Origin of the sequence: Pseudoalteromonas sp. BSi20480 (assembly GCF_000241365.1) — a bacterium.
Classification (GTDB): domain Bacteria; phylum Pseudomonadota; class Gammaproteobacteria; order Enterobacterales; family Alteromonadaceae; genus Pseudoalteromonas; species Pseudoalteromonas marina.
In genome coordinates this window covers 1-8,509 of record NZ_BADX01000138.1, presented here as the reverse complement: position 1 = coordinate 8,509, position 8,509 = coordinate 1, and the positions used below count along the sequence as shown (strand labels likewise).

Below are 8,509 nucleotides of genomic sequence, written 5' to 3'. Positions count from 1 at the left end.
TATATACATCAAGTTTGAACTAAATGTTGCATTTATGTTGTTTGTTTAGAGGTCTATCCAGTTAAACATCAACCTTATTGGGGTTTGCTAGGATTGTTGATAATACAGTTGGTTGCAATAATGTTAACATTTTATTGGTGCTACTTTAATGTAGTCCATCGGCAGGTGATTTATTTGCTAATTACACCTAACATCAAGTTGACAGCGCTTATTGCATTTAGCATTATTGAAAGGTTGATATCTATTAAAAGATATCAGGGTTGTTCTCCTCGGAGGATAATTAAATTATAAAAGTAACATTACTTAATTGGTTGGGAACTATGTCTGTTAAAATCAGAAAGAGTCTTGTAGCAACAGCGTTGGTTGGCGCTTTTGCATTTGCAAGCAGCAATGTGATTGCAGATCCTTTGAATGACGTGCAAAAAGCAGGTCAACAAATTCAAAAGGCTGCTGTTAAGTCTCAAACTAAAATTGACAATGTATATGGTCAAACTCAAGAGCTAATCGCTGAGTACCGTAGCATCGTTGATGAGACTGAACTTATGAAAGTGTATAACGATCACGTTGCACGTTTGGTCGCTGACCAAAATGCATCGATTGAGTCGTTCGATCGTCAAATTGCGACTATCGATAACACTAAACAAAACGTTGTGCCTTTGATGTATCGCATGATCGATACGCTTGAGCAATTCATCAAAGCGGACGTTCCATTTAATCTTGAAACGCGTCTAGGCCGTGTTGAAAGACTTCGTGACATCATGGCATCTGCCTCTGTTACTACGTCTGAAAAATTCCGTCAAGTTCTTGAAGCATACACAGTTGAAACAGCTTACAGCTCTGCAGTAACTGCTTCTCAAGGTACGCTTGAAATTGATGGCAAAAATATCAACGTAGATATCGGTCGTTTAGGTCGTATTACTTATGTTGCTCAGTCTTTTGACTTGAAACATGCTTGGGTGTGGGATAACAACACTAAACAGTGGAAAGAATTAGGTGAAGAATACCTAAAACCTGTTAAAGAAGTGATCCGCATGGCACGTAAGCAAGCGACACTAGAACTTGTTAAACTACCAATCTTTGGCGCGGAGTAATCAATAATGAAGAAACTATTTAAAGGTTTTGCTGTTGCAGCAGTACTATCTGTTTCTGCAGGTACCGCGCTTAACGCACACGCAAACACTGACGCTTTAGACAAAATTCTTGAGCAAGTTAAGCAAGAGCGCATCTCAGAAGGTAAGATCAATAAGCAACGTGAGCAAGAGTTCTTATCAGAACGTGCTGACAAGCAATCTTTACTTAATAAAGCTAAAAGCCAGCTAGCTGCTGAAAAAGCACGTGGTGAATCTTTAGCTAAGCAATACGCACAAAACGAAAACACTTTAGCGGAAAAAGAGCAAGCTCTTCAAAATGCTCAAGGTACTCTAGGTGAGATGTTTGGTGTTGTACGTCGTGCAGCGCAAGACGCTATCGGTTCTATCGAAGCATCTTTAGTAAGTGCTGAAAAGCCAGGTCGTGCTGAAGTACTTCGTTCATTAGCAGCAGCTAAAGAACTTCCAACAGTTCGTGAGTTAGAAGAGCTTTGGATTTCACTTCAAACAGAAATGACAGAATCAGCAAAAGTATCTACTTTTGAATCTGAAGTTGCTGGCCTTGACGGAAACACTGCGGTTAAGAAAATCACTCGTATTGGTAACTTTAACTTAGTTGCTGACGAAGGTTACTTAATCTACTCGCCAGAAACAAAGTCTATCCAGCCTTTAGGTAAACAACCTGATAGCTACATTTTAGATGGCATTTCAAACCTAGAAGCAACATCTTCTGATAGCTACGCGGGCGTTTACATTGACCCTACACGCGGCGCAATCTTACGTATTAATACGCAGAAGAAAACGCTAATGGAATACTACGAGCAAGGTGCTGAAGTTGGTTATATCATCACTGTACTACTTGCTGTAGGTCTATTAATCTTCTTAGTTCGTTTCATTGACTTAGCGCTTACTACTTCTAAGATCAAATCACAACTTAAGAACTTGTCTACACCGAATACAAACAACCCACTGGGTCGTATTCTTAAAGTGTACCATGACAACAAATCTCAAGATGTTGAAAACCTTGAACTTAAACTTGATGAAGCTATTTTACGTGAAACTCCACGTGTTGAAGCTGGTATCAACATCATCAAGATCCTTGCTGCTATCGCACCATTACTAGGTCTACTAGGTACAGTAATCGGTATGATTTTAACGTTCCAAACAATCACATTGTTCGGTACGGGCGATCCGAAGATCATGGCTGGTAACATCTCTCTAGCACTTGTAACTACAGCGCTAGGTCTAATTGCAGCACTACCACTTATTCTACTTCACTCTATTGTTGCAGGTCGTAGTAAGTCGGTATTACATATCCTTGATGAGCAAAGCGCTGGTATCATCGCTACTCACGCGGAGAAGGAGAAAGCCTAATGCTAGTCCTGATGGAGATATGGGAATCTATCAGGGATTTTGTTGGCACAGGCGGCCAGGTTTTATACGTGGTCGCGATAGCACTCTTTCTGATGTGGGTTTTAATGATTGAGCGCTATTGGTTCTTACTTGCAGAGTTTCCTCGTTTAACGAAGGATATTGTTGCTAAGTGGGATGCCCGCCAAGACACTACGTCTTGGTACGCACACAGAATCCGTGAAGCATGGATTTCTGAAGCGTCTGAAAAATTAGATCAGCGTATGTTGTTGATTAAAACATTAGTAGCTGTTTGTCCTTTAATAGGCTTACTTGGAACTGTAACGGGTATGATCGCGGTTTTTGAAACCATGGCAACTCAAGGTACTGGTAATGCACGTTTAATGGCATCAGGTATTTCAATGGCAACAATCCCAACAATGGCTGGAATGGTTGCGGCACTATCTGGAGTTTTCTTTAGCTCACGCCTTGAGGCAAGAGCGAGAATGGTGAAAGCCAAACTTGTAGATAGCATGCCTCATCACTAGAGAGAGAATTAAATATGGCACGTAAACAACGTTTTCGTGAAGAAGAAGAAGCAGCGGTAGATATGACACCAATGCTTGACATCGTATTTATCATGCTTATTTTCTTTATCGTAACTACATCGTTCGTTAAAGAGGCTGGTATCGAGGTCAATAAACCTAAAGCTGCCCAAGCTACGAAGCAAAAAAATGCAAACATTTTTATTGCTATACGCAGTGATGGCGCAATCTGGATTGATAAGCAGCAAGTTGACGTTGAACGTGTTTCAGCGAAAATTGAAAGCTTATTAGCAGAACAACCTACTGACGTTGTAATTTTGCAGGCTGATAAAGAAGCAAAACACGGTACAGTGGTTAAAGTTATGGACCAGATTAAAGCAACGGGCGATAACCTAAGAATTTCAATAGCTGGAGATCAGTAATGATTCGTTTTCTGTTTTCACTGATTGCAGGTGGGGCAGTTACTTTCGGCTTGTTCTACTTCATGGCTTACCTCATCTCTGGTGGGGCTGACCGTAATACGGAACAAAAAGAGCAGATCATAGTCGAAATTATGACGAATCCGCCTGAATCTAAGGTGCAGGAGAGGAAGCGTGTACCGCCTCCGCCTCCGCCACCGCCAAAGCAGCCGCCTAAACCGCAGCCGCCACAGCCGGATACTAATCCTAACCCAGGTGCAATGTCATTTAATATGCCAAGCATCGACGTGGGGAGTTCTGCTGGTGGACTAAGTGGTCCGGGTGCATTTGGACGAGATGGTGATGCGACACCTATCGTTCGTATTGAACCAAAATATCCAACGCAAGCAGCGCGTGATGGTAAAGAAGGTTGGGTACAACTTTCGTTCACAATTGATGAGTTAGGTGGGGTTATTGACGTTGATGTAATCGACGCTGAGCCTAAACGTATCTTTGACCGTGAAGCTAAACGCGCACTTCGTAAGTGGAAATACCGTCCGAAAATCATTGACGGAAAACCACAAAAACAAGTTGGTTTACAAGTTCAACTAGACTTTAAACTTAACCAAGGCTAAGGAGGCGAGTAATGAGAAATTTATCTAAAGTAACTGCTCTTGCAATTCTTATGTCTGTGTCAGGTGCAACTTTAAGTTCATCTGTATTAGCGGCGCCAGATTACGCGAAAATTGAAGAGCGTAAGAAAGCAAAAACTAAGATCATGGGCGAGCGTACTGGTAAAAAAGTAATAAAAGCGTTTGACTTGTACAACGAAGATCAGCTTGACGAAGCCATAGCATTGCTTAAAGAAATTGATGCATCAGACGAGTTTGATAAAGCGACTGTAAATCGTTACTTAGGTAGCATGTACGCGCAGAAAGAAAACTACGTTGATGCAATCAAATACACTAAGCTAGCAGTAGCGCCTGATATTTTGAACTTTGCAGACCACGAACAGTCACTTAAACAATTAGGTGATTTGTACGCAGGTACTGAAAAGTATAAAGAGGCGAAAAGAGCATACACAGCTTGGATGGACTTCACTGGTGAGGAAGACCCAACTGTATATACTCGTATTGCGCAAGCTAACTTTCAGTTAGAGCAATTCAGTGATGTTTTTGAGCCTGCTAACAAAGCAATAGCTCTTCAAAAAGAGCCTAATAAAGGCCCTTACCAGCTTAAACTTGGCGCATACTTTGAAACTAAAGATTATGCAAACATGGTTAAAGTGGGTGAAGAAATTGTTAAAGTTTGGCCTGATGATAAAAAAGCTTGGGTTGGTTTAGGTAAATACTACCTACAAACCGAAGAATATCAGAAAGGTCTTGCAACAATGGAAGTGGCTTTCAAAAACGGTTACTTTGAAAATGAAGTTGAATACAAAGTACTTGCTAACTTTTACTCTTTAAATGAAATTCCTTACAAAGCAGCAGTAACGCTTGAAAAGGCAATTAAAGAAGAAAAAGTTAAACGTACTAAGCAAAATGTCAACGCTGTTGCAAGTAACTATCATCGCTCTAAAGATATAGAGAAAGCTGCTAAGTATTATGAAGAAGCTGCTAAATTTGATGACGACGCTGAGCTTTACCGCAAAGCAGGTTCATTACTTTTACAATCTGAAAAATTCAGTGCTGCCGTTGTTCGCTTGAACAAGGCGTTAGAGCTTGGCTCTGACAAAAAAGGTACAATTTATTCAGATTTAGCTGAGGCGTATTACTACCAAGGCAAGTACAAGCAAGCTTATGCTGCTATTGTTAAAGCTATGGACGACCCACGCACACGTAAGTTTGCAAAAGGTTGGTCTACTTATATTAAAGATAAAGCCGCTCGCAACGGTGTTAAAATTTAATATTAGCTAACATTAGCAATTTTTAAAAAGCCCCTCTGGGGCTTTTTTTATTAGGATCACTATGTATAAAACGTTTTTTGTATCATTGTTATTGTGTTTAAATCTTGTTGGTTGTACTGATAAGAGTGATAGTTTTAGTTCTTTTGATGAGGCACGCAGCGCTTTAAAGTCTTTAAATACTGTGTTGATATTAGGTCAAGAATCAAACAATATAAAAGTTACAGAAGAAAACATTGTTTACTCGAACGAATATCTTGATAAACGTCATGCTATTTATCAGCAATTGATGACGATGAAGTTAACACCTAATCAAATTACCCAAGTTAATTATTTGGTTATTGCAGAACGATTTCCTGAGCGTTTTTTTCCTTGGCCAGCCCAAGTAGACGTTCTACATAATATGAGTTTATTTAACCGTTCAACTAGCACCGTTGAGCAAACTATTAGTTGGCTTAAATTTACACAAGCTAAGTTAGACATTGCAAAGCAAAGTAATCTAAAACTAAATAAGTTAGAGTATTCTTTACTACAGGGATATGTAGCGCAAGCTATTAAAAGTAAGGCTACACAAGGTGCAATTAAAAGCCACATCAGGGCTTTTTCTAACTATTTGGATAATTATAAGCCCAGAGGGAGTGTTGGTTTAAGAGGGCTTTCTAATGGTTCAGAGTGGTATCAGAGTAAACTCAATTATTATAGCAACGCAGTTAACTCGCCTTTAGAGTGGGTTGTTATTATTAACGAAAAAATTAAAGCGCTTGAAAGTGCAGTTATTAATGTCAAATTTAAACAAAATCACACCAAATCGTTTGTTGTGCAATATTTATCTAAAGAGCCATTGATTAATGGACTTGACTGGCAAACACATTACTTAGACTTGCCTGCTATGGCCAGCAATACAAAATTGTCTAATAAGGACAAGTTGCTCATGCTTACAATAATGGAAACAGATATAGGTATTCATTACCATGCATGGACGATTGAACAGGCTAAAGTTAATTTGTCAAAGCGTCTTAAAGTGTCAGAACAAACTGCGCAATATTTAGTTGAAGATATTATTCTTTATCCAGGACAATCGTTTAGTTTTTGTGGTCAGATTTGTTATTAACCCAGGGGTTGTTTATCTTGCTAAATATATGGCAAGGCAAAACTTTAAGGTGTAGATGCTTATTTTTTAATACGCAATTACGTAAAGTATATTCTAAACATACCCTGTTACTTTTTTAAGTTCCGTCTGGGGCAGCTTATGTTTAGCTATCTCTAATCAATATAGGTAATGGGGATGAATCATGAGTATGGCGCAGAGGTTTTGCTCTGTCTTTACTTGTCTACTGGCTCATAAACTTTGCACCCCGGTTAAACCAATTTCAAAACTAATATGCCTGCAGGCATTAGCTATATAAAGTTATAACTAAGACTTTAAACATTAGTTAGATGTTCGTTTAATTGCGCATTTTGTACAGCGCTGTGTTGCAGGGTCTTTTTGAAGTAATGCGGTTGCAATTTTTTCTTCACAATCACAACAATAGCCGTATTGACCTATGTCAATTTGACTCACTGCGGCCTCTAACATCGTCATACGGTTAATTAAGTTAGCATACTCAGGGCCAAGCCTTTTTGCAGCAAGATCTAACCACTCATTATTTGCTGTATGTTTTAATGTTGTGATCAAGCCTTGATGGGCCGGATGTGGCGATTTAGAAAGCATAACAAGTATGTTTGATTTAACTTGTGTTAGTTCATCATGTAAGCGCTTTTGGTGGTTCATTATCAGTATAACCTTTTTACATTAACTGCTCGTTATACTGATATTATCTAATTGCTTTTAATTAACTGTCATGATTTGAATCAAGTTGTGGCGCTTTTGCATATTTTTTTAAAACTGCAGATACGTCTTCTTTGGTTTTTAACCTACGAATTTCATCAAACAATGTTATCGCCTGCGGATATTGACGCTTTAAATAACCTAGCCATTGTTTAGTTCTAGATGCAAAATATTTTTCATCTTTAGCTGGGTCATGATGAATAGCTGAGTGTATTAAGTGATAAAGAACATGCTCCCATTCTAAACCCTCATAGTACTCATTGTTGACATGTGCTTTTATTTTTTTAGCTAAATCAGGATGAGATAGGGCGCCTCTGCCAAGCATTAAGTCGTTACAACCGCTTCTTTTTTGGCACAGCATTGCGTCTTCAACTTGCCATATTTCACCATTAGCAACTACGGCAATATTTTTACCTTTTATTATAGGGGGTATCTTTTCCCAATATGCTGGTGGGTTGTATCCATCGCGTTTTGTTCTTGCATGAATTGCTACGCTATTAGCGCCAGCACTTACAACCGCATCAATAATTTCTTGGCTGTTACTGTCGTCATCAAATCCTAAACGTATCTTTGCACTGACTTCATGTTTTGAATCTACCGCATCTCTAACCGCTTTAATTATGGTATACATATGCTCGGGATCTTTAAGCAAAACGGCACCACCGCGGCTACGGTTAACCGTTTTCGCAGGACACCCAAAATTAAGGTCAACACCATGGGAACCCAAATCAATCGCTCTCACTGCGTTTTCAGCTAATGGATTAGCTTCTTGTCCAAGCAATTGTATACGCACCGGCGTGCCTGCTCGGGTATAGCCATTATTATTTAGTTCAGGGCAGTATCGATAAAATACTTTTTCAGGTAAACGTGCTTGAACAACTCTTACAAATTCGGTCACGCATAAATCAAACCCGCCAAGGTCAGTTAGCAGTTGGCGCATTTTAAAATCTACAACACCTTCCATAGGTGCTAAAACAAGTTTCATAAAACGATTATATTATTAAAAATAAGGGCGCTAGTTTACCTGTAAATTGCATATTGATAAATCTGTAATTGTTACTCATAGTTAAAGTGAGAATGCAGGGGGGCAAATTTTTCGAATAAATAAAAATAAAATGAAAGTTTTTATTTCATCACAGGTCTACTTAAACATACACGCAATTTAAAACGATATTTACATTGCAATGATTTACACATTGAGTATAGAGAGTAAAGATTATGAATACAGTAAAAAATAATACAATCGCATTAACATTAGGTGCAGTCGTCGTGGGTTCTGCGAGTTTAGTATCTGCTGATGTACAAGCAAACCCGTTTGAATTTCAGCAGCTTGTTTCAGGTTATCAATTAGACGCTGCCGAAGGCAAGTGCGGTGAAGGCAAATGTGGCGGTGACGC

The 8,509-nt window shown here is 39.1% G+C and carries 10 protein-coding genes; 8 read left to right on the top strand and 2 right to left on the bottom strand.

Translation table 11 applies throughout. The annotated features are described in order from the left end of the window. Positions 1–320 precede the first annotated feature (320 nt). The 7 genes from P20480_RS05250 (at position 321) to P20480_RS05275 (ending at position 6,395) form a co-directional block, all read left to right on the top strand. Complete coding sequence (locus tag P20480_RS05250) at positions 321–1,091, top strand: DUF3450 domain-containing protein (protein WP_010557582.1); 771 nt, start codon at positions 321–323, stop codon at positions 1,089–1,091. A 6-nt stretch (positions 1,092–1,097) separates the two neighbouring features. Then, the gene (locus tag P20480_RS05255) at positions 1,098–2,462 is read left to right on the top strand and encodes a MotA/TolQ/ExbB proton channel family protein (RefSeq protein WP_008131371.1); all 1,365 of its coding nucleotides are present in this window, start codon (positions 1,098–1,100) and stop codon (positions 2,460–2,462) included. Then, positions 2,462–2,986 (top strand): MotA/TolQ/ExbB proton channel family protein, encoded by a 525-nt coding sequence (locus P20480_RS05260; RefSeq protein ID WP_004588135.1) that lies wholly within the window; start codon positions 2,462–2,464, stop codon positions 2,984–2,986. The genes P20480_RS05255 and P20480_RS05260 overlap by 1 nt, the downstream gene beginning before the upstream one ends. Before the next feature lie 14 nt (positions 2,987–3,000). Continuing rightward, complete coding sequence (locus P20480_RS05265) at positions 3,001–3,405, top strand: ExbD/TolR family protein (RefSeq protein WP_006792384.1); 405 nt, start codon at positions 3,001–3,003, stop codon at positions 3,403–3,405. After that, on the top strand, positions 3,405–4,016 hold the full coding sequence (locus tag P20480_RS18505; RefSeq protein WP_010557583.1) for an energy transducer TonB: 612 nt from the start codon (positions 3,405–3,407) through the stop codon (positions 4,014–4,016). Before P20480_RS05265 ends, P20480_RS18505 begins: the two co-directional genes overlap by 1 nt. Before the next feature lie 11 nt (positions 4,017–4,027). Beyond that, positions 4,028–5,287, top strand: coding sequence for a tetratricopeptide repeat protein (locus P20480_RS05270; RefSeq protein ID WP_008131366.1), 1,260 nt, complete (start codon positions 4,028–4,030; stop codon positions 5,285–5,287). A 61-nt stretch (positions 5,288–5,348) separates the two neighbouring features. Beyond that, entirely contained in the window at positions 5,349–6,395 is a 1,047-nt protein-coding gene (locus P20480_RS05275; RefSeq protein ID WP_008131365.1) for a hypothetical protein, read from the top strand. Positions 6,396–6,713: 318 nt separating this feature from the next. On the opposite strand, the gene P20480_RS05280 is transcribed toward P20480_RS05275, so the two are convergent. Further along, positions 6,714–7,055 (bottom strand): TraR/DksA C4-type zinc finger protein, encoded by a 342-nt coding sequence (locus P20480_RS05280; RefSeq protein WP_008131363.1) that lies wholly within the window; start codon positions 7,053–7,055, stop codon positions 6,714–6,716. A 61-nt stretch (positions 7,056–7,116) separates the two neighbouring features. Next, entirely contained in the window at positions 7,117–8,097 is a 981-nt protein-coding gene (locus P20480_RS05285) for a tRNA-dihydrouridine synthase (protein WP_008131361.1), read from the bottom strand. Positions 8,098–8,330: 233 nt separating this feature from the next. Between P20480_RS05285 and P20480_RS20145 the strand changes: the two genes are divergently transcribed. Further along, positions 8,331–8,509 (top strand): HvfA family oxazolone/thioamide-modified RiPP metallophore (locus P20480_RS20145; RefSeq protein WP_474089383.1); only part of this gene is annotated, 179 nt, incomplete at its 3' end.